This window comes from Streptacidiphilus pinicola (assembly GCF_003258295.1).
In the GTDB taxonomy this organism is placed as follows: Bacteria; Actinomycetota; Actinomycetes; order Streptomycetales; family Streptomycetaceae; genus Streptacidiphilus; species Streptacidiphilus pinicola.
Window position 1 is genome coordinate 524 of record NZ_QKYN01000060.1, and the last position, 23713, is coordinate 24236.

The 23713-nt window shown below is 73.7% G+C and carries 21 protein-coding genes; 6 read left to right on the forward strand and 15 right to left on the reverse strand.

Annotated elements, in window-relative coordinates; genetic code table 11:
* The 6 genes from DN069_RS15355 to miaA all read right to left on the reverse strand — a co-directional run.
* Positions 1–1135 (reverse strand): aminotransferase class III-fold pyridoxal phosphate-dependent enzyme (locus DN069_RS15355; protein ID WP_111501546.1); only part of this gene is annotated, 1135 nt, incomplete at its 3' end.
* 293 nt (positions 1136–1428) lie between these two features.
* Positions 1429–2973, reverse strand: coding sequence for a GTPase HflX (gene hflX / locus DN069_RS15360; RefSeq protein ID WP_111501547.1), 1545 nt, complete (start codon positions 2971–2973; stop codon positions 1429–1431).
* Between the two features lie 24 nt (positions 2974–2997).
* Positions 2998–5712: a RelA/SpoT family protein gene (locus DN069_RS15365; protein ID WP_111501548.1), complete on the reverse strand. Its 2715-nt coding sequence runs from the start codon at positions 5710–5712 to the stop codon at positions 2998–3000.
* Between the two features lie 238 nt (positions 5713–5950).
* Entirely contained in the window at positions 5951–6820 is an 870-nt protein-coding gene (dapF, locus tag DN069_RS15370; protein ID WP_111501586.1) for a diaminopimelate epimerase, read from the reverse strand.
* 82 nt (positions 6821–6902) lie between these two features.
* Complete coding sequence (locus tag DN069_RS15375) at positions 6903–7331, reverse strand: hypothetical protein (protein ID WP_341538474.1); 429 nt, start codon at positions 7329–7331, stop codon at positions 6903–6905.
* Positions 7332–7637: 306 nt separating this feature from the next.
* Complete coding sequence (gene miaA / locus DN069_RS15380) at positions 7638–8549, reverse strand: tRNA (adenosine(37)-N6)-dimethylallyltransferase MiaA (RefSeq protein ID WP_424556287.1); 912 nt, start codon at positions 8547–8549, stop codon at positions 7638–7640.
* 139 nt (positions 8550–8688) lie between these two features.
* Here miaA and DN069_RS15385 point away from each other — a divergent pair, with 139 nt between their 5' ends.
* Positions 8689–8970, forward strand: a complete 282-nt coding sequence (locus tag DN069_RS15385) for an antitoxin (protein WP_111501551.1) — start codon at positions 8689–8691, stop codon at positions 8968–8970.
* Here DN069_RS15385 and DN069_RS15390 read toward each other — a convergent pair.
* Positions 8949–9653 (reverse strand): class III extradiol dioxygenase subunit B-like domain-containing protein, encoded by a 705-nt coding sequence (locus tag DN069_RS15390; RefSeq protein WP_111501552.1) that lies wholly within the window; start codon positions 9651–9653, stop codon positions 8949–8951. The genes DN069_RS15385 and DN069_RS15390 overlap by 22 nt on opposite strands.
* A gap of 208 nt (positions 9654–9861) precedes the next feature.
* Positions 9862–11382 carry a tRNA (N6-isopentenyl adenosine(37)-C2)-methylthiotransferase MiaB gene (gene miaB / locus DN069_RS15395; protein WP_279387903.1) on the reverse strand — a complete coding sequence of 507 codons (1521 nt, stop codon included), beginning with the start codon at positions 11380–11382 and terminating at the stop codon, positions 9862–9864.
* 109 nt (positions 11383–11491) lie between these two features.
* Here miaB and DN069_RS15400 point away from each other — a divergent pair, with 109 nt between their 5' ends.
* Positions 11492–12517 carry a TAXI family TRAP transporter solute-binding subunit gene (locus tag DN069_RS15400; protein ID WP_165845507.1) on the forward strand — a complete coding sequence of 342 codons (1026 nt, stop codon included), beginning with the start codon at positions 11492–11494 and terminating at the stop codon, positions 12515–12517.
* Between the two features lie 22 nt (positions 12518–12539).
* On the opposite strand, the gene DN069_RS41575 is transcribed toward DN069_RS15400, so the two are convergent.
* From DN069_RS41575 to DN069_RS15420, 4 genes are all read right to left on the reverse strand, one after another.
* The gene (locus tag DN069_RS41575; RefSeq protein ID WP_243639261.1) at positions 12540–13589 is read right to left on the reverse strand and encodes a MerR family transcriptional regulator; all 1050 of its coding nucleotides are present in this window, start codon (positions 13587–13589) and stop codon (positions 12540–12542) included.
* Between the two features lie 59 nt (positions 13590–13648).
* The gene (locus DN069_RS15410) at positions 13649–14608 is read right to left on the reverse strand and encodes an alpha/beta fold hydrolase (protein ID WP_165845508.1); all 960 of its coding nucleotides are present in this window, start codon (positions 14606–14608) and stop codon (positions 13649–13651) included.
* A gap of 125 nt (positions 14609–14733) precedes the next feature.
* Positions 14734–16134, reverse strand: coding sequence for a sensor histidine kinase (locus tag DN069_RS15415; RefSeq protein WP_111501554.1), 1401 nt, complete (start codon positions 16132–16134; stop codon positions 14734–14736).
* Between the two features lie 18 nt (positions 16135–16152).
* Positions 16153–16881: a response regulator transcription factor gene (locus tag DN069_RS15420; RefSeq protein ID WP_111501555.1), complete on the reverse strand. Its 729-nt coding sequence runs from the start codon at positions 16879–16881 to the stop codon at positions 16153–16155.
* A 324-nt stretch (positions 16882–17205) separates the two neighbouring features.
* On the opposite strand from DN069_RS15420, the gene DN069_RS15425 reads away from it, so the two are divergent.
* The 4 genes from DN069_RS15425 to DN069_RS15440 all read left to right on the forward strand — a co-directional run bounded on the left by DN069_RS15425 (position 17206) and on the right by DN069_RS15440 (position 21052).
* Positions 17206–17970, forward strand: coding sequence for an ATP-binding cassette domain-containing protein (locus DN069_RS15425; protein WP_165845509.1), 765 nt, complete (start codon positions 17206–17208; stop codon positions 17968–17970).
* A 124-nt stretch (positions 17971–18094) separates the two neighbouring features.
* Positions 18095–19717, forward strand: coding sequence for an FAD-dependent monooxygenase (locus tag DN069_RS15430; protein WP_243639263.1), 1623 nt, complete (start codon positions 18095–18097; stop codon positions 19715–19717).
* A 370-nt stretch (positions 19718–20087) separates the two neighbouring features.
* Positions 20088–20663 (forward strand): cupin domain-containing protein, encoded by a 576-nt coding sequence (locus tag DN069_RS15435; RefSeq protein WP_111501558.1) that lies wholly within the window; start codon positions 20088–20090, stop codon positions 20661–20663.
* Positions 20660–21052, forward strand: coding sequence for a rhodanese-like domain-containing protein (locus DN069_RS15440; protein ID WP_243639265.1), 393 nt, complete (start codon positions 20660–20662; stop codon positions 21050–21052). Before DN069_RS15435 ends, DN069_RS15440 begins: the two co-directional genes overlap by 4 nt.
* Positions 21053–21060: 8 nt before the next feature.
* On the opposite strand, the gene rny is transcribed toward DN069_RS15440, so the two are convergent.
* From rny to recX, 3 genes are all read right to left on the reverse strand, one after another.
* Positions 21061–22473 carry a ribonuclease Y gene (gene rny / locus DN069_RS15445; RefSeq protein WP_111501559.1) on the reverse strand — a complete coding sequence of 471 codons (1413 nt, stop codon included), beginning with the start codon at positions 22471–22473 and terminating at the stop codon, positions 21061–21063.
* A gap of 170 nt (positions 22474–22643) precedes the next feature.
* Positions 22644–22796 carry a hypothetical protein gene (locus DN069_RS40070; protein WP_165845510.1) on the reverse strand — a complete coding sequence of 51 codons (153 nt, stop codon included), beginning with the start codon at positions 22794–22796 and terminating at the stop codon, positions 22644–22646.
* Between the two features lie 7 nt (positions 22797–22803).
* Positions 22804–23709 carry a recombination regulator RecX gene (recX, locus tag DN069_RS15450; protein ID WP_243639268.1) on the reverse strand — a complete coding sequence of 302 codons (906 nt, stop codon included), beginning with the start codon at positions 23707–23709 and terminating at the stop codon, positions 22804–22806.
* Positions 23710–23713: the final 4 nt, after the last annotated feature.

Consider the following 23713-nt stretch of genomic DNA (forward strand, 5'->3'; position numbering starts at 1 on the left):
TGCCCAGCTCGGCGGCGCGGGCGGCGAGCCCCTGCTCACGGACGAAGCGAAGCGTCGCCGCGCCTGCGGCCATGGCGAGTTGGTTACCGCGAAAGGTGCCGGCGTGGGCGCCGGGCGACCAGACGTCGAGGTCGCCACGGTAGACGATGGCGGCCAGCGGGAGGCTGCCGCCGACGGCCTTGGAGACGACCATGACGTCCGGCTCGACGCCGGAGTGGTCCACCGCCCAGAACGTGCCGGTGCGGCCGACGCCGGTCTGCACCTCGTCGACGATCAGCGGGATGCCGTGGCGGGCGGTCAACTCCCGCTGCTCGCGCAGCCACTCGTCGGGCGCGGGGACCACTCCGCCCTCGCCCTGGACCACCTCGACGAGCATGCCCGCCGGACGGTCGACGCCGCCCTTCGGGTCCTCCAGCAGCGAGGCCGTCCAGCGCGTCCCGAGCCGGGCGCCGGCCAGGCCGCCGACCCCGAAGGGGCAGCGGTAGGCGTAGGGGTAGGGCAGCCGGGTCACCGAGCCGCCCGAGCCGGAGCCCTCCCCGAGCCCGGCACGCACCGCCACGTCGCCGGTCGCGCCGAGCGAGCCGGCCGTCTGGCCGTGGTAGCCGCCCGTGAAGGCGAGCAGGCCGTTGCGGCCGGTGGCGAGGCGGACCAGCTTGAGCGCCGCCTCGACGGCGTCGGTCCCCGCCGGGCCGCAGAACTGGATCCGCGCGTCGCGGGCCAGCGACGGCGGCAGGGTCTCGAACAGGGCGGTGGTGAACTCGTCCTTGACGGGCGTGGCCAGGTCGAGGACGTGCAGGGGCGCCTCCGCGTCGAGGACCGCGCGGATCGCCTCCAGCACCACGGGATGGTTGTGGCCGAGGGCGAGGGTGCCCGCGCCCGCCAGGCAATCCAGGTAGCGGCGGCCGTCGGCGCCCTCCACGGTCATGCCGCGGGCGCGGACCGGGACGATCGGCAGGGATCTCGCGTACGTACGGGCGGAGGACTCACGCGCGGCCTGTCGGCCCAGGATCGCCTCCGCTCGACCGCCCGTCCCCGAGGTCGGACCGAAAGGCGAGATCGGACCGAAAGGCGAGGTCGCAGCGGAAGGCGGGGTCGCAGCGGAAGGCGCTGTGGTGGTCGGCGTCGTGGACGACATGGGGGCCCTGGTGGACATGGGCTCAGTACCTCCTCGCGGACGGGCAACCACCCGAACGAGCAGCCCCGGTTGCGGTGGTACGCACCCCCTTCGGGTGACGTTCCACCGGGCTAACGACCATGAGCGCCGAGGAGAAACGGCCATGCACAAACCCCCCACACGAGCTGCACGTCAGGGCGGGTACGACGGGCGTGGGGCGCGCCTACGGGCAACAAACGACGAAATACGACTGAGGCCCGTGCCTCCCGGTGTTCCCGGGAGGCACGGGCCTCAGCCCTCAGCCCTCAGCGCCTTCAGCCCTCGGCCGCCGCGAGTGCCAGCGGCTCGAACGCGAACGCACGCAGCTCGGCGGCCAGTTCGGAGCCGACGCGGGCGCGCAGCAACGTGCCCTCGGCGGAGTGCTCCTCGCCCAGCACCTCGCCGTCGCGGTGGACCTTGGCCACCAGATCGCCGCGGGTGAACGGGACCAGCACGGTGACGTCGATCGACGGGCGCGGCAGCTCGGACTCGATGAGCTTCAGCAGCTCCTCGAGGCCCATGCCGGACCGGGCCGAGACCGCGATCGCGTGGGGCTCGCGCCGCAGCAGGCGGGCGAGCACCAGCGGGTCGGCGACGTCAGCCTTGTTGATCACCACGATCTCGGGCACGTTCTGCGCGTCGACGTCGACGATGACCTCGCGCACGGCGGCCAGCTGGGACTCCGGCTCGGGGTGGGAACCGTCGACGACGTGCAGGATCAGGTCCGCGTCGGCGACCTCCTCCATGGTCGAGCGGAAGGCCTCGACCAGGTGGTGCGGGAGGTGCCGGACGAATCCGACCGTGTCGGCCAGGGTGTACACGCGGCCGCCGGGCGTCTCGGCACGGCGGACCGTCGGGTCCAGGGTGGCGAACAGGGCGTTCTCCACCAGCACGCCGGCTCCGGTGAGCCTGTTGAGCAGGGAGGACTTGCCGGCGTTGGTGTAGCCGGCGATGGCCACCGACGGCACCTGGTTGCGACGGCGCTCTTGGCGCTTGGTGTCGCGGCCCTTCTTCATGTCGGCGATCTCGCGGCGCAGCTTCGCCATCTTCTCGCGGATGCGGCGCCGGTCGGTCTCGATCTTGGTCTCACCGGGACCACGGGTGGCCATGCCGCCGCCGGAGGAGCCGGAGCCACCACCACCCATCTGCCGGGAGAGCGACTGACCCCAGCCTCGCAGCCGCGGCAGCATGTACTGCATCTGCGCGAGCGAGACCTGGGCCTTGCCCTCTCGGGACTTGGCGTGCTGGGCGAAGATGTCCAGGATCAGCGCGGTCCGGTCGACCACCTTGACCTTGACGACGTCCTCGAGGTGGATCAGCTGGCCCGGCGAGAGCTCACCGTCGCAGACCACCGTGTCGGCGCCGCTGGAGAGCACGATGTCGCGCAGCTCGGCGGCCTTGCCGGAGCCGATGTAGGTGGCCGGGTCGGGCTTGTCACGGCGCTGGATCACGCCGTCGAGCACCTGGGAGCCGGCCGTCTCGGCCAGGGCGGCGAGCTCTGCGAGCGAGTTCTCCGCCTCCTCGGCGGTGCCGTCCGTCCAGACGCCGACGAGCACGACGCGTTCCAGGCGGAGCTGTCGGTACTCGACCTCGGTGACGTCCTCGAGCTCGGTGGAGAGCCCGCTGACGCGCCGGAGCGAGGCGCGGTCGGAACGGTCGTACTGGTCGCCGTCGTAGTCGTTGGTGTAGAGGCGCCCGGGAATCCCGTCGATTCCCGCGAGGTCCTCGTCCATCAGTGCCTCAGCGCGCAGGTCGGCGGGGCGGCGGGCGCCCCGGGCGTTGTTCGCGTCGGCGTCGCGGGTTTCGAACGTGGAGGTCATCGCATCCTTAGCGGAGTCGGAGTCTTAGGAGTCGCAGTCCTGGGAGTAATCCCCCAGGAAGGACAACGCAGCAGGTCTGCCGCGCATTCCCCTCGATGGTCGCACGGGCCTCGGGCTCCGGTCACCATCATTTCGCGCACCCACGACGTCGCCGGGCCCGTCCGCGAGCCCGTCGGCGGCCCCGAGCCCCGATTCCCCGAGAACCGTTTCCGTGGCCGTGGCGGCGGCCTGGGTGGCCGCACGGCCGGAGGCGCGGCCACCGGTTCCGGCGGCGCGGTAGACGTCGTAGACGCCGGGCACACGGAGCATCACCCGCATCAGCTCCGGCAGCGCCTCCGGCGCGGGCAGCTCGACGGTGTAGGTGTGGCGGACCTGCAGCTCACGCGGGGGCTCGACCTCGGCGGAGATGATGTCGACGCCCGCTCCGGACATCGCTGCGGTGAGGTCGGCGAGGAGCCGGGGGCGGCCGAGCGCGTCGGCCTGGACGGTCACCCGGTAGCCCGTCGGCGTCGGGCTCTCCAGCCAGTGCGCCTGGACGGGCGTGCGGCCGGTGGCGCGCATGGCCCGGCCCGTGGGGCAGTCGCCGCGGTGCGCGGCGAGGCCGCCGCCGCGGATCGCGAAACAGAGCAGCTCGTCCGGCGGCACGGGGGTGCAGCAGCGGGCGAGGCGTACGGACGCCTCCGGCATGGACGGGGCGGTGATCACGGCGCGGCTGGCGTCGACGGGACCGCCGCCGAGCAGCTGCCCGACGTCGCCGCGCCGGGCGCGCGGCGAACCGGGCGGGAGGTCGCCGGGCTCGCCCGGGGCGGGCTCCGGCTCGGGGTGTCCGGCGAGCCAGCGTTCGATCGCGATCCGAGCGCCCGGCGTGCGGGCGTGGGCGAGCCACTCGGGGGCGGGGCCCGCGGTCTCCTCGCCGGGCGGCTCGGTGAGCAGCTCGACGGTGTCGCCGTCGTGCAGCGGGGTGGACAGGGCGGTGAGACGGCCGTTGAGGCGCATGCCGATACATCGGTGGCCGTGCTCCTCGCCCGGGGCGTAGGCGGCGTCCACGCCGGTGGCGCCGGCCGGGAGCTGTAGACGGACGGACCGCCCGCCCTCGCGCGCGTGGCCGGCCAGCACGGTGATCTCGCCGTCGCCCGCGAGGTCGGCGGTGAGCTGGGACCAGAAGGTGTCCGGGTCGGGCGTCTCGCGCTGCCAGTCGAGCAACCGGGCCAGCCAGCCCGGTCGGGCCGGGTCGGTGTGGTCGAGCGGATCGCGTCCCTCGGCCTCGTCGGCCGCACCGCCGAGCGCGGCACCCTCGCCGGGCTCGGCATTCGCGCCGGGTGCACCGCCGTCGACCAGCAACCCACCGTCGCCACCGCCCCCGACCGCACCACTGTCGCCCGCCTCGCCGTCCGAGCCGGACAGGGTGGTGCCGGCCGGCGCGCCGAGCGCGACCACGCCGAACTCCGCGACCTGGTGCATCCGTGCCGTGCGCACCAGCACCTCGACCACCTCGCCCTGCTCGGTGGCGACGGAGGTGTGCAGCGACTGGTAGAGGTTGAACTTGGGTGCGGCGATGTAGTCCTGGAACTCGCCGGGGAGGGGCGACCAGCAGGTGTGGAGCTCCCCGAGCACGGCGTAGCAGTCGGCGTTCTCCTCGACCACGACGAGCACCCGGCCGAAGTCGGTCGGCGCGAGCTCGGTGCCGCGGCGCAGCCGGGCCCGCCGCAGCGAGACGCAGTGGCGCGGACGGACGCTGACCTCGGCGGCCACGCGCGCGTCGCGCAGCTGGCGGCGCAGTTGGCCGGCGAAGGCCTCCAAGGGCTCGGCGGCCGGGCCCTGTTCCGAGCCCGCCTCGGCCACTGCCGCCCTGGCGCCGTCCGCACCGGCGCGCGCGGGGGCGGCGTCCGAGCGACGGGCCCGGTCGGCGGTCAGCAGCGCGCTGGTGGCGGCGTACTCGTCCGGGTGGAGGGTGGCGAAGACGATGTCCTCCAGCTCCGTCTTCACCACCTGGATGCCGAGGCGCTCCGCGAGCGGGATCAGCACGTCCCGGGTGACGGTGGCGATCCGGATCTGGCTGGCCGGCTTCATGTGACGGATCGTCCGCATGTTGTGCAGCCGGTCGGCGAGCTTGATCACCATGACCCGGACGTCGCGCCCGGTGGCCACCAGCATCTTCCGGAAGGTCTCGGCCTCCGCGGCCGCGCCGAAGTCGACCTTCTCCAACTTGGTGACGCCGTCGACGAGATAGGCCACCTCCTCGCCGAAGCCGTCCCGCACCTGCTCCAGCGTCATCGCCGTGTCCTCGACCGTGTCGTGGAGCAGGGCGGCGACCAACGTCGTCGTCTCGGCGCCGAGTTGGGCCAGGATCATGGCGACGGCGAGCGGGTGGGTGATGTAGGGCTCACCGCTCTTGCGCATCTGGCCGCGGTGCGAGGCCTCGGCGACCTGGTAGGCGCGGTCCAGCAGGGCAAGGTCCAACTCGGCGCGTGGATGGTGGAGTCGGTGCGCGCGCACCACGGGCTCCAGCGCGTAGGCCGACTGCGGGCGCCCGCCGGCGAGCAGCGCCGCTATCCCCGCGCGCCCCAGGCCCGACCGGGCCAGCCCCGTCCGTCCGGCGGCGCGGCGCAGCCCCGGCAGGGCGCGCACCGCGGAGACCGCGGAGGCGGACACTGCAGAGACGGTTCTGCGCCCCTCCAGCGGCCCCTCCAGCGGGACGGCGGGGACACCTGGCACGGCGTGGACTTCACCGGTATTCATGCGCACCTCCGGCAGCGATCACCGGAGCAGGCGGCAGCTCCGATGGTCCATGCTAGCGAGTGCAACACACACAGCGACGCCACGTGTTCCGAACGTCACCTTGATCACCCATTCGGGGGATTTGAACCGGCTCGCGACTGGCAAGGATAAGAAGTTCGCCGAAGTTCGCTGCTCGGGCGACGACCGGGCGACGGTCGGGCGACATGCGGGTGACGTTCGGACGGCAGCCGGGCGGCGGTCAGACGCGGGCGAGCCAGTCGGCGTCGAGCTCGCCCTCGGCGAGGATCACGGCCGGTCCGGTCATCTCGATCCCGCCGTCCGGGCGCTCGGTGATCACCAGTCGGCCGCCCGGGACGTCGACGGTGTAGGTGGCGGGCTCACCGGTCACGGCCGGGTCGACGCCGTCGCGACGGGCGGTCGCGACCATGACCGCGCAGGTGCCGGTCCCGCAGGAACGGGTCTCGCCGGAGCCGCGCTCGTGCACGCGCATGGCCACATGACGCGGACCGCGGTCCACGACGAACTCGACGTTGACCCCCTCCGGATACACGGCGGCCGGCGTGACCTCGGGCGCGGTGTAGAGGTCGCCCGCGTCGGCGAGGTCCTCGACGAACGCGACGGCGTGCGGGTTGCCCATGTTCACGTTGTGCGCGGGCCAGTGACGCTCGCCGACGGCGACCTCGATACCGGTCTCCGGTCCGGGCAGCAGGGCCCTGCCCATGTCCACGGTGACGTCGCCCTCGGCGGGCACGCGCACCCGGCGGATCCCGGCGCGGGTCGCCACGGCGAGGTCGCCGGGCTCGGCCAGCCCCGCCTGGACGAGATAGCGGGCGAAGACGCGGACGCCGTTGCCGCACATCTCGGCGATGCTTCCGTCGGCGTTGCGGTAGTCCATGAACCAGCCCGCGGTGGCGGCGTGCGGCTTCGCCTCCGGGTGCGCCTCGGCGCGCACCACGCGCAGCACGCCGTCGGCGCCGAGGCCCGCGCGCCGGTCGCAGAGCAGCGCCACCTGGGCGGCGGACAGCTCCAGCAGCCCGTCGGGGTCGGGAAGGATGACGAAGTCGTTCTCGGTCCCGTGGCCCTTGAGGAAGCGGATGCCCTTCACCATGTCGTTCACGTGATCCATGGTACGGGTGGGCCGACGGCGCCCCGGGGCGGGGAAGGGGGCGGGCCGGGGAAGGCGCGGCGGCTCAGCCGTGGAGGTGGGCGACGCGCCAGAGGCCCAGGGCCAGGATGACCAGGGCCGTCGCGGTGTAGGCGAGCAGGGGGCGCCAGCCGGCGCGCTTGCCGGAGCCGGCGCGCGGCAGGCCGGGGAAGACGTAGCCCGCGCGACGCGCGGCCATCGCGCCCCAGCCGGCCGAGGCGGCCGTCAGCAGCAGGCCGAGCATGCCGACCAGGCTGCCCGCGGAGTCGCCGGAGCCGCCCGCGCCGCCCTCGAAGGCGAGCGGGAAGGCGAACATCAGGGAGCCGAGGATGGCCAGCGCGGCGATCGGCAGGACCTGCCAGACCCGCAACCGCCCCGCGGGGCGCAGCTCGCGGCGGTGCAGGGCGTTCTCGTCCTGCGCGGGCAGCGACGGAAGCGGCGTCAGTTCCCGTGCCCGAAGCTCCTGTGCGTGCACTGCGTCCTGGTCCTCGGAATCGAAGGGATCATCCGGAAGCCGATGCGTGTCGGGGCCGGTATCCATGGACACGCGGCCTCCCTGCGTCAAACGCCGGGGAGTTCACTCCACCGGACCACCGATGCTCTCGATGCTCGATGATGGCACGGCGGGGGCGTCCGACGACGCCCGCAGATGGCGTTCACGGTGATCCGTGGCCATGACGTGATCAGGTCGTAATCGGGCGTCCGATCGTCGGCGACAGGCGTGCGAACGCCGGTCGTCCGGCCGCCGACGGGCCCCGTGGGCCCGACCGGCCGCGCCGGGTCAGAGCAGCGCGAGCGCCCGTTCCAGCAGGTCGGTCGCCGGAGCCTCGGGGTCGCGGTCGAGCCAGTGGACGCGCGGGTCGCGGCGGAACCAGGACTCCTGACGCCGCGCGAACCGGCGCGTGGCGCGGACGGTCTCGGCGCGGGCCTCGGTCTCGTCGTAGTCGCCGTCCAGTTGGGCGAGCGCCTGCTGGTACCCGAGTGCCCGCGCGGCGGTACGGCCCTCGCGCAGGCCCCGCGCCTCCAGCGCGCGGACCTCGTCGAGGAGCCCGTCCTCCCACATCCGGTCGACGCGCAGCGCGATCCGCTCGTCCAGCAGCGGACGCGGCATGCGCACGCCGATCTGCAGGGCGTCGTACACCGACTCGTGGCCCGGCAGGTTGGCGGTGAACGGCAGGCCGGTGATCTCGACGACCTCCAGGGCCCGGACGATACGGCGGCCGTTGCCGGGCAGGATCGCGCGCGCGGCCTCGGGGTCGACGGTGGCGAGCCGGGCGTGCAGGGCGCCGGAGCCGTGCTCCTCCAACTCGGCCTCCAGGCGGGCGCGGACCTCGGGGTCGGTGCCGGGGAACTCCAGCTCGTCGATCACGGCGCGCACGTAGAGGCCGGAGCCGCCGACGAGGACCGGCGTACGGCCCTGCGCCAGCAGCGCGTCGATGCGCTCCCGCGCGAGCCGCTGGTACGCGGCGACGCTGGCGGCCTCGGTGACGTCCCAGATGTCCAGCAGGTGGTGCGGGACGCCGTCGCGCTCGGCCATGGTCAGCTTGGCCGTGCCGATGTCCATGCCGCGGTAGAGCTGCATGGAGTCGGTGTTCACCACCTCGCCGCCCAGATGCTGGGCGAGGGCGACGCCGAGGTCGGACTTGCCGACGGCGGTGGCGCCGACGACGGCGACGACGCGCGCCTGGCGCAGGGCCGGCGCGGGGGACGAGGTGGCGGGATTGGTCACCCCTCTAGTCTGGCAAATCCGCCGCGCGGAAATACCATATGGGTACTGATGGGCTAATTGCCCGGTTACGGGCCCATGGGCCCCAGGCAGGAACGGAGCGGTCATGGGCATCACGGACTCCCTCAAGGGCGCGATGAGCCAGGCCACCAAGAAGGCCACCGAGTACGCAGGCAGCCACAAGTCGCAGATCGGTGCCGGCCTGGACAAGGTCGGCGACATGGCCGACAAGGCAACCAAGGGCAAGTACAAGTCCAAGATCGACATGGGTCGGAGCAAGGCCAAGGACGCCGTCAACAAGATGGGCGGCCCGCAGGAGACCATCCAGGGCGAGGCGACCGAGAAGCCCGCCGACGCGGCCTCGGATCAGAAGCCTGAGGACCAGTAGGCGACGAAGTAGCCGACCCCGTACGGGGCGTCGTCGTAGAGCAGCCGGGCGGAAGCGACCGGCTGCTCGTCGCTGCCCGCGGCCCCCGCCAGCACCTGCCACGGCGCGCGGCCGGACGCCATGAGCTCGAACGCCAGCTCTGCGTCCACCTTCGGCAGCTGCCCGGCGGCGAGGCCCGCGGCGACCGCGGTGTCGAACGGCTCGGCGCGCTCGTCCAGGTATCCCGGGGCCTTCACGGTGCGGCGGGCGCTGCCCTCACCGAGCACCAGCAGGGCCACTCGTTCGGCGGAGTCCCGCAGCTCGGCGCCGTTCTCCCGGCAGAGCGGCCACTCGAGATAGTCCGGCACGGCGAGCGCGCGCGCCGGACCGTCCCAGCCGGCGCGCTCCAGCAGCCAGCCGCCCACGGCGAGCGCCGGCGGCAGCGTCTCGCCGGCGGCGCGCTCGCCCAGACCCACGCTCACGTCCACCCCGTAGCCCTGGAACCCGCCGACCCCGCCCCGGTCGAACAACCGGTGCTCCGGCCCCGGGCCCACCACCCACACCAGATCCGGCTTCGCCGCGAGCAGCTCGCCCAGCGCTTTGTCGCACGCCTCCCGCAGCGGATCCAGCTCTGGCGCGGCTCCGACGGCCACCTCGGGCAGCAGCATCGGCGGGCAGGGACAGACTGCGGCGGCTACGAACATGCCTCAAGACCCTACCGGCCCACCGATGCGCCCCTCCGGGAAGTTGCACTACCCAGGGGCGCGGGGAACTGCGCGAGAAACCACCGGCGTGCGGATGGCCCTACGCCTTGAGGACCATCTGCTCATCGGATGGGGGCACCTCCCGGGCCGAAGGCTGGGGGATGGTCGCGCAGTTCCCGGCGCCCCTGGGTAGTCCCACTGAGCGTGCTCAGCAGGCGCAGCCGTTCTCCGCGGCCGGGAGCGGAGCGGGGGCGCCGATCTTGGGGAGGCCGAGCATGACGCCGGCCGGCTTCGGCGCGGTGGGAGCCGCCTGGCGGCGCTCCCAGGCGTCACCCGCGCTGGTGCGGCGGACGGAGAGAGTGGGGCCCTCCGCGAGGAGGTGGTGCGGGGCGGCGTAGGTGATCTCGACCGTGACCATGTCACCGGGACGGACCGGCTGCTCGGGACGGCTGAAGTGGACCAGCCGGTTGTCGGGCGCGCGCCCGGACAGACGCGCGGTCGCCTCGTCCTTGCGGCCCTCGCCCTCCGCGACCAGGACCTCGATCGTCCGGCCGACCTGCTTCTTGTTCTCCTCCCAGGAGATCTGCTCCTGCAGCTCGACCAGCCGCTCGTAGCGCGCCTGGACGACGGCCTTCGGGACCTGGTTCTCCATCTCCGCCGCCGGCGTGCCGGGGCGCTTGGAGTACTGGAAGGTGAAGGCCTGCGCGAAGCGGGCCCGGCGGACGACCTCCAGCGTCTGCTCGAAGTCCTCCTCGGTCTCGCCGGGGAAGCCCACGATGATGTCGGTGGTGATCGCCGCGTCCGGCATGGCCGCGCGGACGCGCTCGATGATGCCGAGGTAGCGCTCCTGCCGGTAGGAGCGGCGCATCGCGCGCAGCACCTCGTCGGAGCCGGACTGCAGCGGCATGTGCAGCTGGTGCATCACGTTCGGGGTCTCGGCCATGGCCGCGATGACGTCGTCGGTGAAGTCCTTGGGGTGCGGGGAGGTGAAGCGGACCCGCTCCAGGCCCTCGATGTCTCCGCAGGCGCGCAGCAGCTTGCCGAAGGCCTGGCGGTCGCCGATGTCGGAGCCGTACGCGTTGACGTTCTGGCCGAGCAGGGTCACCTCGACGACGCCCTCGTTCACCAGCGCCTGGACCTCGGCGAGGATGTCGCCGCTGCGGCGGTCCTTCTCCTTGCCGCGCAGGGCGGGGACGATGCAGAAGGTGCAGGTGTTGTTGCAGCCGACGGAGACGGAGACCCACGCGGCGTAGGCGGACTCGCGGCGGGTGGGCAGCGTGGAGGGGAAGACCTCCAGCGACTCCAGGATCTCGACCTGGGCCTCCTCCTGGACCCGCGAGCGCTCCAGCAGCGCGGGGAGGTGGCCGATGTTGTGGGTGCCGAAGACGACGTCGACCCAGGGCGCCTTCTTGACGATGGTGTCCCGGTCCTTCTGGGCCAGGCAGCCGCCGACGGCGATCTGCATGCCGGGGTGCTGCGCCTTGACCGAGGCGAGCCGGCCCAGGTTGCCGTAGAGGCGGTTGTCCGCGTTCTCGCGCACCGCGCAGGTGTTGAACACGACCACGTCCGCCTCGCCGTCCTCGGCGGCGCGGACGTAACCGGCGTCCTCCAGCAGACCGGAGAGGCGTTCGGAGTCGTGCACGTTCATCTGGCACCCGTAGGTGCGGATGTCGTACGTCTTGGACACGGCGTCGGACGTGTCAGGAGCGGAGATTTCTGCGGTACCCACGCCCCCAAGGGTAAGGGCAGCGCCGAAGCCCCTTTCTCGGCCGGTCTTCTCGGCCGGTCCGGGGGGACCCCTCTTTCCCGAGCGGGGGATCGCTGGCAGGATCCCCCGCATGCCGCCGACCCTGCCACCACGACTGCGCCGCCTGCTCGGCCTGCGCCGGGTGCGGATCGCCGTCGCGTTCGTGCTGGTCGCGGCGACGGCGTTGGGGGGCTGGCTCGGCACGAGCGGGAACCCCGGGTACCCGACGGGGACGTTCCGGATGGCGACCGGCACGCAGTCCGGGGTGTACGCGCTGTACGGGACGCTGCTGCAGGCCGCGGTGGACAAGGGCATGCCGGGGGTGCGGCTGCAGCTGGACCAGTCCGTCGGCGGGCCCGACAACCTGGCACGGGTGGCGGACGGGCGGGACGACTTCGGCATCGCCACGGCGGACGCCGTCGCGCACTTCGACGGGCCCGGCAAGGGCAAGCTGCGCGCGCTCGCGGAGCTCTACGACGACTACGTGCAGCTGGTGGTCCCCTCCGACTCCAAGGTGAAGAGCGTCGCCGACCTCAAGGGGCTGCGGGTCGGCACCGGCCAGCCCGGCAGCGGCGTGGAGCTGATCGCCGACCGGGTGCTGTCGATCGCCAACCTGCACGCCGGTCGGGACCTGCAGGAGCTGCCCTACGGCATCGCGGACGCACCGGCCGCACTGGAAGCGCACAAGATCGACGCGTTCTTCTGGTCCGGCGGCCTGCCGACCGAGGGCATCATCGACCTGACCAAGCACGCGCACGTGAAGCTGGTGCCGCTGGGCGGGCTGGCGACGGGGATGGACGACGTCGCGCAGCGGGAGGACGTCGGGGCGCGGAACACGCAGATCTACCGCACCTCGACGGTGCCGGGCTGGGCCTATCCGGACAGCTCCCCGGACGACTCGGTCTCCACCCTGGCCGTGGCGAACCTGCTGGTCACCCGCGCGGACGTGCCCAGCTCGCTGGTGGAGCGGATGACGGCGGTCGTCATGAACAGCCGCGACGCGATCGGACAGCGGGTGCACTCCGCGCAGCTGGTGGACGTGCGGTCGGCGATCTACACCGAGCCGTTGCCGCTGGCTGAGGGCGCCCGCCGCTACTACGTCTCGGTCAAGCCCTGACGCCGGCTCGCTCGCGCGGCAGTCACAGCTCCTCGGCGAGGGCGGCCCGGACGGGTTCCGGCAGGGAGGCGACGGACGCCTCGAGCAGCAGGGTCGCCTCGTTGCGCATGGCGCGGGCCAGCTCCGCGTCGACGACGGCCTGGGCGAGCGGTCTCAGCCGCCGCACCGCCTCGGCGGCGCGGGCCGCGTCGGCGTCGTCGAGCGGTCCGGCGCCGACGTAACGGGGGAAGACCTCGACGGCCGCGAAGTGCACGAAGCGGCGGGCCAGGTGCTCCACGTCGGTGCGCACCTCCTGCAGGTGCGCGATGGTGGCCGCGAGCGGGACGCCCAGCTCGTACAGGCGGGCGGCGACGTCGAGCAGCGCGGGGCTCGGCACCCGGTAGCGATCGGCGAGCGGCTCCTCCCACCCACCACGCTCCAGCACCGACCCGGTCGCCTGCGGCGGCAGCCGCACCGCGCCCACGAGCGCCGACGGCAACCCCTCCGCCCCCGCCGGGCCCTGCCCCTGACGCTCCGAGGCCGCACGAGCCTGCGGCTGCCCCTCCGACCCCCCGAAGGCCCACGGCTGCCCCTCCGACCCCGCGAGGGGCTCGCCAGCCTGTGTGCCGGCCATCGCCGCCACCTGCCCCGGCTGCGCCGGGTGCTGCGGTTCCGGGACGAGGACGCCGAGGCGGATCGCCGCGGCGATCGCCTCGGGGTCGCGCAGGCCGCCGAAGCGGGCGGTGAGTTCGGCGCGTTCCAGGTACTCGGGCTGTTCGTCGGACCAGGGCGCGGTCACCTCGGCCACGAGGCCGAGCACGCCGCCCAGGCTGCGGCCGTCCTCCCAGGCGTCCAGGAGTTCCTTGATGCCGGCGAGGGTGTGGCCGCGGTCGAGCAGGCCGGCGATCAGGCGCAGCCGTTCCAGGTGGGTGTCGTCGTAGACGTTGGCGCGGCCGCGGCGGTCGGCGCGCGGGAGCAGACCGCGGTCCTGGTAGGCGCGGACGTTGCGGACCGTGGTCCCGGCGGCCTGGGCGAGGTGGTCGATGAGGTACTCCCGGCGCTGGCCTGGGACCGCTCCCAACGCGTCGCTCATGGCGTCCTCCTCCACTCCCGCCGCCTGCCTGGTTGCCTGCGACGCGCCGTCAGGCGCCGTCAGAGCGCCGGGGACCGGTCCGCGCTGTGATCGCGGCCCGCGGACGGGATGGTACCTACGCGCACCGCGTCGACGAACTCCGCGATCAGCTCGGCGAGGACCTGAGGGCGGGTGAGGGGCAGCCAGTGCCCCGCCTTCACGGTGCGCCGCCGCAGGACCGGTGTCCACCGATCGAGGTCGTCGTAGAGGCGCGGACCGAGAAAAGGGTCACGCTCCGGGAGGACGAGCTGCACCGGCACGTGGGCCACCCGGTCCTCGCGCGGCTCGCGGGCGCGGCGGCGGGTGTTGGCCCGGTACAGCCACAGCCCGTTGGCGGCGTCCCTGGCCAGGGTCGGCGCGGGATGCCCGGACACGCGGGTGTGCTCGAGGGCGCGCCAGAGCGCGGACCAGCCGCCGTGCGCGAGCGGTCCGCGCCAAAGCGCCTCCGGCAGCCAGGGCAGCTGGAACGCCGTGATGTACCAGGAGCGCAGCGCCTGGTCGAGCAGGGCGCGCAGGTCCGCCGGGGTGCGGCGGCGCAGCCGGGCGCGGGCCCAGAGCGCGGCGTGGTCCAGGGAGGGGCCGGAGATGCTGGTGAACGAGGCGAGCCCGCCCTGCAGGCGGGGCGAGGTGGCGAACTCCCAGCCCTGCACGGATCCCCAGTCGTGCCCGATCAGGTGGACCGGCCCGTAGGGCGCGAGCGCGTCGAGCACGGCGAGGAAGTCCTCCTCCAGCCGCTCCAGCGTGTAGCCGGCGCGGCCGGGCCGCGCCGGGGCGGCGGAGCGTCCGGCGCCGCGGGTGTCGTGGGCGACGACGTGGTAGCGGTCCTTGAGCCGGTTCATCACCGGCGCCCAGACGTCCCGGCTGTCCGGGAACCCATGCAGGAACCAGAGAGTGGGCCGCAGCGGGTCCCCCGCCTCGACCACGGCCAGCTCCACCCCGTCGTCGGTGACGACCCGATGTTCCCGCGCCCCGTCGATCAACGACCCTCCCAGCACCGACCCGACGCTGCCACTGGCCAATGTCCCAGTGCCCAGTGGCGCGGTCAATGCTCCTGACAAGGCAACCCGAGCCGGCCTCATGAACGGGAAGGGGTCAACGGGAGACGTCAGGCGGTCGGCAGGCTCACGGTGACGGTCAGGCCGCTCGGCTCCTGTGCGGCGAAGCCGAGCCCGCCGCCGTTGGCGGTGAGCAGGGCCCGGGCGATGGAGAGCCCGAGGCCGGAGCCCTCGGTGTTCTGGTGGCGCGGGCTGCGCCAGAAGCGGTCACCGATGCGGGCGAGCTCGTCCTCGTCCAGCCCCGGCCCGCCGTCCGTGACGCGGATCAGCACCTCGGCGCCCGCCGCGACGGTCTCGACCCGGACGGTGCCGCCGGCCGGGGTGAACTTCAGCGCGTTGTCGAGGACCGCGTCGAGCGCGCTGCCGAGGCCCACCGGGTCCGCGAGCGCGGGGAGCGGGCTGTCCGGCGCCGTGAACTCCAGGGCCACCCCCCGCTCACGGGCGTAGGCCTGCCAGCCCTCGACGCGGTCGGCGGCCAGGCGGCCCACCTCGCAGCTCTGCGCCGCCGGGCGGGCGTTCTCCGCGCGGGCGAGCCCGAGCAGGTCGTCCAGGACCTGCGCGAGCCGGCGACCCTCCACCCGCACGCCGCCCATCTCCTCCTCGTGTCCCTCGGGCAGCTCCATGCCGAGCACCTCGACCCGCAGCATCAGCGCGGACAAGGGGTTGCGCAGCTGGTGCGAGGCGTCCGCGACGAACGCCCGCTGCTGGTCCAGCACCAGCTCGACGTGATCCACCATCTCGTTGAAGGAACGGGCCAGCCGCCGCAGTTCGGGCGGTCCGCCGGCGGGCGCGACGCGGGAGGCGAGCCGGCCGGTGGCAATGTCGTGGGTGACCTTGTCCAGGTCGTGGACCGGGCGCAGCACCCAGCGCGTCAGCGCCACCGCGACGCCGACGGCGAACAGGACCGCGAAGGCCTCACCGCCGATCAGCCAGAGCCAGGCGCTCCAGACCCGCTCCCGCAGCCCGTCGGTCGGCGACTCGGTGACGACCACCGCCACCACGTCCCCGTCCCAGACCACGGGCGAGGCGATCACCAGCCGCGCGTCGGCGCCCTGCCAGGGCCAGACCTGGGCGGGATCGTGGCTGCGGCGCCCGTCCAGTGCCTCGCGGAACGGCTCGGCGGAGGCTCCGTCGAGGGCGCTGGTCCAGCTCGACGGATAGGCGTACCGGGCGTGGCCGCCGAGGTCGAAGACGCCGACCGAGATCCCGTACACGTCGTGGTACCGGCGCAGTTGCGCGGCCAGCGTGCGCTTCTGCTCGCTCGCGGCCGACGACTCGGACTGCCCGAAGGGGTTCTGCGCGAGCGCGGCGAAGCGCGCAGCGTCGTCGATCCGGTCGACGACGACGCGCTGCTGCTCGCGCTGGGCCTCGCTGGCGGCCAGCGGCACGCCGAGGGCGACCAGGACGCAGGCGAGCAGCGCGAGCAGGATGCCGAGCAGGCGGGTGCGCATGTGAGGTCGTCCGGGTCGTCAGTCGCGGACCAGGTGGTCCGGGACGGCCAGCTTGTAGCCGATGCCGCGCACCGTCTCGATCAGGCCGGAGAGGCCGAGTTTCCGCCGCAGCGAGGCCACGTGGACCTCCAGCGAGCGGGCGGTGCCGTCCCAGCTGCTGCGCCACACCTCGCTGATGATCTGTTCGCGGCGGAAGACCACGCCGGGGCTCTGCGCCAGCAGCGCCAGCAGTTCGTACTCCTTGCGGGTGAGCGCCACGTCCTGGCCGTGGACGGTCGCACGACGCGAGGCCTGGTCCAGCACCAGCCCGAAAGCGCGGTCGAGCAGCTCGTGCGGATCGTCGCGCGGCCCCTGGGCCTGCGCCGGGACCGGCCGGGCGGCGGCGTCGCGACGGGCCACCGCGTGGATCCTGGCCAGCAGCTCACCCATGTCGTAGGGCTTGACGATGTAGTCGTCGGCGCCGATGTTCAGCCCGTGGATGCGGTCCCGGACCTCGGCGCGCGCGGTGACCATGATCACCGGGATGCCGCAGCGCCGGCGGATCTGGTCGCAGACGTCGAAACCGTCCCGGTCCGGCAGCCCGAGGTCGAGCAGCACCACCCGGAAGTGCGGGCGGCCGTCGGGCACCAGCGCGTCGAGCGCCTCGTTGCCCGAGCGGGCGTGGCGCACGTCGAACCCGTGCTTGCCCAGCACCGTCATCAGCGCGGCGGCGACGTGCTCGTCGTCCTCGACGAGGAGCAGGCGCATGGGTCACTCCTCCCGTCCCGTTCCGGCACTTCTTCTCCAGCAGGCATCCACTCCCATCGGACCGGGTCCGGTCAAGGGGCCATGGGACGCCTGAGGCGACCGTTACCGAGCTGCGACGATCCGCCGTGCCGAGGATCGCGGAAACCGCACATGATCCTCAAATCACCCTCAGAACTGCGGTACGGCCTCGAACGGCCCCGTAGGATCGGGACGCTCGGCCGGCGAACAGCCCGGCTTACGGCACCAGCACGCTCGACCCGCATGTTCGACCCGCACCAGCCTGTACCAGGCCTGCACCAAGCCGTTCCGAGGAGTGGAACCACCGTGACGTCCGCCCCCGCGCCGCGCGCCGGGCTGCTGCGACTGCGGGGCGTCAGCAAACGGCACGGGCTGGTGCAGGCGCTGCACGAGGTGGACCTGGACCTGTCCCGCGGCGAGGTCGTCGCCCTGGTCGGCCCGCCGGGCGCGGGCAAGACGACGCTCTGCCGCGCCATCCAGGGCGCCGAGCGGATCGACTCGGGCGAGATCCTGCTGGACGGCGCACCCCTCCTGATCGGTGCACGCGGGCGTGCGCGGCGCACCGCGCGGGCGGACGTCGGTCTGGTGCCGCAGCCGGAGGCTTCCGAGCACGCGCTGCTCACCGCGCTGGGCCTCGGCCGCACCGTGCTCGGCGAGCTGACCCGCTGCCAGGTGAACGCCCGCGGCACCTCGCCGGAACTCGCGGCGGAACGCGCGCTGAGCGCGCTGCGCCTGGTCGGCGCGGAGGCCGAGGCCGGTCTGCGCGGCCGGCAGTTGGGCCCGACGCAGCGTGGCCGGGTCGCGCTGGCCCGCGCCCTGGTGCTCGACCCCAAGGTCCTGGTCCTCGACGAGCCGGTCGAGGAACTGCGGGTCCTCGCCCGCGAGCTGGCGGCCGACGGGCGCACCATGCTGATCGTCACCGAGGACCAGTCCTTCGCCCACACGACCGCCGACCGGGTGCTGTTCATGTCCGGCGGTCGCATCGTGGAGTCGGCCCCTCCGGAGCAGTTCTTCTCGGCCCCCCGCACCTCCCGCGCGCGCGACTTCGTCTCCCGGCTGCGGCGACGCTGACCGCGCTGGATTCGCTCAGGCGTGTGAAGTGAACCGGCGTACGCCTGACGCTGCTTGACGGCGGCACAGGCGATCTGGTCCATTTCCTTCTATGACTGGCCCTGCCCATTCCGGATCCGACCCTGTGATCATCGCCGGCGCCGGTCCCATCGGCCTCACGCTCGCCCTCGCCCTCGCCCGGCACCAAGTGCCGAGCATCGTGCTGGACGAGGGGACGGGAGTCGCGCCGGAGAGCTCTCGGTCGACCGTGCTGCGCACGGACACCGTCGGGTTCCTGCAGCGGATCGGCTACACCAGGGTCACCGCCGACGGGCGGAGCTGGACCGCGTGGCGCACGCTGCGCCGCCACCGCGAGCTGCACAGCGTCGAACTGCAGCACGACGACGTGCTGCACCTGGCCCAGCACCGCCTGCTGCGCGGCCTGCGCGACGCCGTCTCCGCCACCGGGCTGGTCGAGCTGCTGCCGGAGTCCGCGCTGCTGGAGCTGGAGCAGGAGCCGGGCGAGGAGGCCGTCAACGTCCACACCCAGCGGACCTGGCTGCGCGGCAGCTTCCTGGTCGGGTGCGACGGCCCCCGCTCCACCGTCCGCAAGCGGCTCTCGCTGCGGTTTCCCGGGCGGGCCGCCGCCGACCACTACGCGCTGGCCACGATCCGCGCGGACCTGCCCTTTCCCGGCGAGGCGCTGCTGCACCGGGACCAGCCGCGGCACGGCGGCGCCCCGGCCGCCCGCGAGGTGGTGGCACGACCGCTGCCGGACGGCGTCTGGCGACTGGACTGGCGGCTGCCGCCCCGGGCACCCGGCTTCAGCCCGGACCAGCTGATCGAGCAGCTGCGCGCGACGCTGGCGTCCTGGAACGGCGGCAAGGTGCCCGGCTACGAGCTGATCTCCAGCGCCGACTACGTCGTCCAGCAGCGGCTGGCCACCAAGTTCCAGGTCGGCCGGGCCTTCCTGGCCGGCGACGCCGCCCACCTGCTCGGCTCGCTCGGCATGCAGAACCTCGACGAGGGCCTGCGCGACGTCGACAACCTCGCCTGGAAGCTCGGCCTGGTCTGGCAGGGCTGCGCGCCCGAGCGGCTGCTGACCACCTATCAGGCCGAGCGCCGCAACGCGGTGATCGCCCGGCTGCGCGCCGTGGACCAGGCGATGCCGCTGCTGCAGCCCAGCACGGCGCTGCTGGAGGCGCGACGCAGCCTGCTCTCCGGCTCGCTGCGCCGCAACGCGCCGCTGCTGTCCGACGGCAGCCTCGGCACCGGTCGGCTCGGCGGCGCGCCCGCCTACCCGACGACGCCCGGACGCGGCCGCTCCGCGCTCACGCCCACACTGAGCCCGACCAGCCCCGGCGTGCTGGTTCCCGACCTTCCCGTGATCACCGCGGACGGCACCCAGGACCGACTGCGGGCCCGGCTCGGCCGCGGCTTCCTGGTCGTCCTGGTCGCCCCCGGCACGGGCGTCTGGGCGTCCGAGCACTGGCTGGGCGCGGGCCTGATGCCGCAGCTGACCGAGGCGACCGAGGCGCTGCCACTGCCCGCCGAGCTGCTGGTCACCGAGGAGTACCCCGGCGCCGCCGCGCACACCGTGCTGCTGATCCGCCCCGACGGTCACCTCGTGGCAGCGGTCGAGGGCCACCGCCCGGAGGACCTCTTCGACCTGGCCGACCAGGCCCGCAGCGCCGCCGCCGAGCTCCCCGTGCCGCGCTCGGCGACCGGCCTCGGCTCACGCGAACGGCTGACGGCCGGTCAGTCCTGATGGTGGGACGTTCCTTGACCAGCCCCTGAGGCCGTGTTCTACTCGCGCCATGGGGATCAACGTCCCGCGGCCCGTCCGCGACGCTCGCCCGGACTCCGTCCGGTGCCCCCGCCTGTCCTGTACCGGGCTCGGTACCGCGTGTCTCGCGGGTACCTCGTGTATCTCGGGCTGACCTGACGCCCGGCTGGAGCAGCACGCCTCCCCGCTGTCGTCACGGACGGCCCTTCGCACGGCATTCCCACCGCCACGCCCGCTGATCGCGGCCGCGCCCCGACGCGCGCCCGCACGGTCCGGGACCGGTTCCGCACACCGGTTCCGCACGGGCGACCGCGGTGTCCCGTCACCGCCTCCGACGCCCCAGGACGCCACCATGCCCGAGACCGCCCTCGCCGCGGAACCCGATCCCGCCGCGCCCGTTCCCGCCTCCTCCGCCACCGCCACCGCCACCGCCGAACCCGAACCCGAACCCGCCGCCCTGCTCGCCTTTGCGCACGCCGCGGCCGCCGATCCGGAGGTGCTGGCCCGGCTGCCGCTCCACCCGTCGGAGCGCACCTGGGTACGGCTGGAGGGACCGGGCGGCAGCGAGGCGTGGATCATCGGCTGGCCGCCGGGCACCGACACCGGCTGGCACGACCACGGCGGCTCCAGCGGCGCGTTCGTGACCGCCGACGGCGAGCTCCGCGAGCTGTCGCTGGCCATGCCGCTGCCGACGAGCGGCTGGCGCAGCCTGGAACTGGAGGACGGCGTGGACCGGCAGCGCGCCCTGCCGGCCGGCCGCGGCCGCGCGTTCGGCCCCCACCACGTGCACCAGGTGGGCAACCCCTCGGCGTCCCGGCATGCCGTGTCCGTGCACGTCTACCACCCGCCGCTGCCGCGACTGCGCCGATACTCGCGCGACGGCGACGTCCTCAGCGTCGCGGTGGTCGAGACCCAGGAGGACTGGTGAGCAACAACCCGATCGACATCGACGCCCTGCTGGAACGCGAGCGCGCGGAGCTGCGGCGGCTGACGCCCGGGGAGGCGGCCCGCGCGGTGGCGGAGGAGGACGCCCTGCTGGTGGACATCCGATACGCCGCGCTGCGGGACCGGGACGGGCTGATCCCGGGGGCGCTCGTGGTGGAGCGGAACGAGCTCGAATGGCGGATGGACCCGCAGTCCGCGCATCGGTCCCCGGAGACCACCGACCACGAGCGGCTCGTCATCGTGCTCTGCAACGAGGGCTACGCCTCCTCCCTGGCCGCCCGTTCGCTGCAGGCCCTGGGCCTGCACCGCGCCACCGACCTGATCGGCGGCTTCCAGGCCTGGGCGGCGGAGGGACTGCCGGTGACGCGATAACCCCTCCGCTACCGCGCGAAGCTGGTGGCGCGGCTCTCCCGGATCACGGTGATGCGGATCTGGCCCGGGTAGGTGAGCTCGTTCTCCACCTCGCGGGCCACGTCCTTCGCGATCACCTGGGCCTGCAGGTCGTCCACCGCCTCCGGGAGGACCATCACCCGCACCTCGCGGCCGGCCTGCATGGCGTAGACCTTGACGACGCCCTCGTGCCGGCGGGCGATCTGCTCCAGCTTCTCCAGACGGCGCGCGTGCAGCTCCACCGACTCGCGGCGCGCGCCGGGGCGGCCGCCCGAACAGGCGTCAGCGGCCTGGGTGAGCACCGCCTCGACGGTCTGCGGCTCGATCTCGTTGTGGTGCGCCGCGACCGCGTGCACGACCTCCTCCGACTCGCCGTAGCGGCGGGCGAGTTCGGCGCCGATCTGCGCGTGGCTGCCTTCCACCTCGTGTGTGACGGCCTTCCCTATGTCGTGCAGCAGGGTGCAGCGCTTGACGAGGACCGGGTCGACCCGCAGCTCGGCGGCCATCATCCCGGCCAGGTGCGCGGACTCGACCAGGTGCCCGAGCACGTTCTGGCCGTAGGAGGTACGGAAGCGCAAGCGGCCCAGCAGGCGCAGCAGTTCGGGGTGGAGCTCGTCGAGGCCGACGTCGGCCACCGCCTCCTGAGCGGCGCTCTGGCAGAGCCGTTCGACCTGGCCGAGGCTGCGCTCGTAGGCGTCCTCGATGCGCTGCGGGTGGATCCGGCCGTCCGCGATGAGCTCCTCCAGGGTGAGCCGGCCCACCTCCCGGCGCACCGGGTCGAAGCAGGAGAGGAGGACGGACTCCGGGGTCTCGTCGATGACGAGGTTGACGCCGGTGACGGACTCGAAGGCGCGGATGTTGCGGCCCTCGCGGCCGATGATCCGCCCCTTCATGTCCTCGCCGGGCAGCCGCACCGTGGCGACGACGTAGTCGGTGGTGCCCTGCACGGCCACGCGCTGGATCGCTGAGGCGATGATCTCGCGGGCGCGGGCGTCCCCCTCCGTGCGCGCCCGCCGCTCGATCTCACGCACCGTCAACACGGCCTCGCGCTTGGCCTGTTGCTCGGCGCCGCGGACCAGCTCGGCGCGGGCCTCGGCGGCGCTGAGTCCGGCCACCTCCTCCAGCATCCGCCGGCGCTCGGCGCGCAGCTCCTCGCTCCGGACGTGGAGCTCGGCCTGGGTCTGGGCGGTGTCCAGCTCGCGTTGGAGCAGCCGCTGCTGCTCCTCGTCGATCCTGGCCTCGCGCTCCGTGCTGCGCTGCTCACGTCGGTCCAGTTCCAGCGCGCGTTCCCGCGTGCCGTGCAGGAGTTGACGCACCGCAAGCCCGACCACGGAGAGCAACACCAGGCCAAGAACCAGCAGCACCACCGGAACGGTTGCGGATGCGGCGATTGCCAGCGTCATCAGCCCTCCCCGTCCGGCGCGGGTGCACGCCGTGATCACAGTGCGATCTCGGTGCGAGGCTGGCACAGGCCCCTCATCACTCATGGTGAGGCTAGGTCCGTGTTACGAAACGGTCAAGATGGCGACCGCTCCTGACCGTTGGGTCATAAGCGGAGGACGACCCGTCCGCCTCAGGAGATCACTCCCGTACGCAACAGCACCGTCCCCACGTTCTCCCGCGCCTCCACGCACTCATGCGCCCGCGCAGCCTCGGCCAGCGGCAGCACCGCGTGGACGCGCCCGCTCAGGCTCCCGGCCGCCGCGTCCGCGAGAGCCCGCACCACATCGGGCTCACTCCTCGCCGGAGTCGAGGAAGGGGTCGTCCTCGAAGCCCTCGTCGTCCTCCGGCTCGGCGTCGAGCGCGGCACGGACCACGCGCAGGGCCAGACCCTCCGGGTAGCCGCGGCGGGCGAGCATGCCCGCGAGCCGACGCAGGCGGACCTGGCGGTCCAGGCCGCGGGTGGAGGCGAGCTTGCGCTCCACCAGCCGCCGGGCGGCGGCCTCCTCGTCGTCCGGATCGACCTCGGCCACGGCCTCGGCGACGAGTGCGCTGTCGACGCCCTTGGCCCGCAGCTCCCCTGCGAGGGCGCGCCGGGCCAGCCCCCGGCTGCGCTGCCGCTGCTCCACCCAGGAGCGGGCGTAGGCGGCGTCGTCGATCAGCCCGACCTCGGTGAGCCGGTCGAGCACCTCCTCGGCGATCTCGTCCGGGATCTCCTTGCGCCGCAACGCGTCGGCGAGCTGCTTGCGGGTGCGGGCGGAACCGGTCAGCAGCCGCAGGCAGATGTCCCGAGCTCGCGAGGCCGGGTCCGTCGGCGCCGTGTCGCGCGGCCCGTCTTCTGACGCCCCGTGCGCTGACGCCTCATGGGACGCCTCATCCCACGCCTCGGCGGACGCCCTGTTGCGGGCGCGCGTGCGCCCACCGGCCGGCTGCGCGGAGCGTCGGGAGCCCCGCCGTGAGGAACGCCGCCCGCGCGCCGCGCCGAAGGGCGCGGCCTCGTCGTCGTGCCCCCCGGTGGCGTCGTCGTAGGCCGAGCTGCGGCGTCGCGGGCCGTCGGGCAGCGGACCGCCGGACGGCAGGCCGTCCCGCTCGGGGTCCGGGGCGGGGGCGCGGTCAGCCGGGGGTTCTTCCCATCTGCCGCCGCCCCCATGGGAGGACCAATCGCGCGGACCCCACGCGCTCTCGGTCGAGGTGGACACTGAT

What these genes read in the sequence shown, in the direction of transcription:
- hflX (WP_111501547.1), bottom strand. Translation starts at nt 2,973, where the DNA reads ATGACCTCCACGTTCGAAACCCGCGACGCCGACGCGAACAACGCCCGG.
- DN069_RS15365 (WP_111501548.1), bottom strand. Translation starts at nt 5,712, where the DNA reads ATGAATACCGGTGAAGTCCACGCCGTGCCAGGTGTCCCCGCCGTCCCG.
- dapF (WP_111501586.1), bottom strand. Translation starts at nt 6,820, where the DNA reads ATGGTGAAGGGCATCCGCTTCCTCAAGGGCCACGGGACCGAGAACGAC.
- DN069_RS15385 (WP_111501551.1), top strand. Translation starts at nt 8,689, where the DNA reads ATGGGCATCACGGACTCCCTCAAGGGCGCGATGAGCCAGGCCACCAAG.
- DN069_RS15390 (WP_111501552.1), bottom strand. Translation starts at nt 9,653, where the DNA reads ATGTTCGTAGCCGCCGCAGTCTGTCCCTGCCCGCCGATGCTGCTGCCC.
- DN069_RS15400 (WP_165845507.1), top strand. Translation starts at nt 11,492, where the DNA reads ATGCCGCCGACCCTGCCACCACGACTGCGCCGCCTGCTCGGCCTGCGC.
- DN069_RS41575 (WP_243639261.1), bottom strand. Translation starts at nt 13,589, where the DNA reads ATGAGCGACGCGTTGGGAGCGGTCCCAGGCCAGCGCCGGGAGTACCTC.
- DN069_RS15415 (WP_111501554.1), bottom strand. Translation starts at nt 16,134, where the DNA reads ATGCGCACCCGCCTGCTCGGCATCCTGCTCGCGCTGCTCGCCTGCGTC.
- DN069_RS15420 (WP_111501555.1), bottom strand. Translation starts at nt 16,881, where the DNA reads ATGCGCCTGCTCCTCGTCGAGGACGACGAGCACGTCGCCGCCGCGCTG.
- DN069_RS15435 (WP_111501558.1), top strand. Translation starts at nt 20,088, where the DNA reads ATGCCCGAGACCGCCCTCGCCGCGGAACCCGATCCCGCCGCGCCCGTT.
- rny (WP_111501559.1), bottom strand. Translation starts at nt 22,473, where the DNA reads ATGACGCTGGCAATCGCCGCATCCGCAACCGTTCCGGTGGTGCTGCTG.